This is a genomic window from Algoriphagus faecimaris, from assembly GCF_900101705.1.
In the GTDB taxonomy this organism is placed as follows: domain Bacteria; phylum Bacteroidota; class Bacteroidia; order Cytophagales; family Cyclobacteriaceae; genus Algoriphagus; species Algoriphagus faecimaris.
In genome coordinates this window covers 1-1,063 of the sequence record NZ_FNAC01000108.1, presented here as the reverse complement: position 1 = coordinate 1,063, position 1,063 = coordinate 1, and the positions used below count along the sequence as shown (strand labels likewise).

Sequence of the window (1,063 nt, the reverse complement as noted above, 5' to 3'; positions counted from 1 at the left end):
CCTTTTTTTTTCATGATTAAAACGAGATTAAAATTGATCTAAAAAGTTACCTCTTTCTGGCTGCTCTTGAAACTACCGCAGGTTTAGTGCAACAGCGGTTTGGCAAAAGTGGCGGTTCAGTGCTTCGTATGACAGTTTTTCGTAAATTTGAAGTGTGTGCTTCGTATGAACATTTGTGGTTAAATCGCCACCTTCGCCAAGCCGCAAAACGTTGGCGGTAATGCTAACAAGACCCGGCTTAACAACAATAATCATTCATTTTGACAGACAATGATTCAAAAAGAACAAATACAACAAAGACGACAACATATAGCAGAAGTTCGACACGCTGACAGTGTGTATAGAGATATTGTGGCCAGAGAAAATGAAAGAGAAGATTATGAAAAGCGTTGGTTTTGGGAGTTGCTTCAAAATGCAAAAGACTCTGTAGAAGATAACCAAAGCATACAAGTGAAAATCGAAATTTCCGAAAACGAAATTTCATTTTCACACACAGGAAACCCCTTTGACTTAGATGATATTCTTAGCTTAATTATTCAAGGCTCATCAAAAAACAATAAAGAAGGCAAGACAGGTAGATTTGGAACTGGCTTTATGACTACTTACCTTCTTTCAAAAGAAGTTTATATAACTGGAAAACTCAACGATAATCAAGGTTGTTTTCATTTTTTGCTAAACAGAGATGCAACCGATAATGAACACTTTTTTAAGTTACAACAAGAGTCAAACAAAGAATTTGATGAATCAATTAGGGAAGAAAGCTATTTAGGAGTTGATAAATTTCAAACGAAATTTACATATAGCTTAGGTGAAAAAGGAAAGGCAACTGCCAAAGTTGGATTGCAATGCTTGGACGAATTAATTCCTATAACTCAATTATTCAATGAGCAAATTGAATCAGTTATTGTAGTTGAAAACGGTTCGTCAAAGACATTTTCAAAGACCTTAATCAAAACCCACGAATTGGGTTCAATTAACGAATGGGAAATCACAACGCTGATTGATGGTTCTGTAAATACCTGCCTAAAAGCCTACATTCAAAAAGATGAAAAATTTGATGCTT

Annotated in this window: 1 protein-coding gene; it reads left to right on the top strand. The window is 35.2% G+C overall.

The window, feature by feature from the left end; genetic code table 11:
* Window positions 1–270: 270 nt before the first annotated feature.
* Window positions 271–1,063 (top strand): ATP-binding protein (locus BLQ57_RS20800; RefSeq protein ID WP_139162864.1); only part of this gene is annotated, 793 nt, incomplete at its 3' end.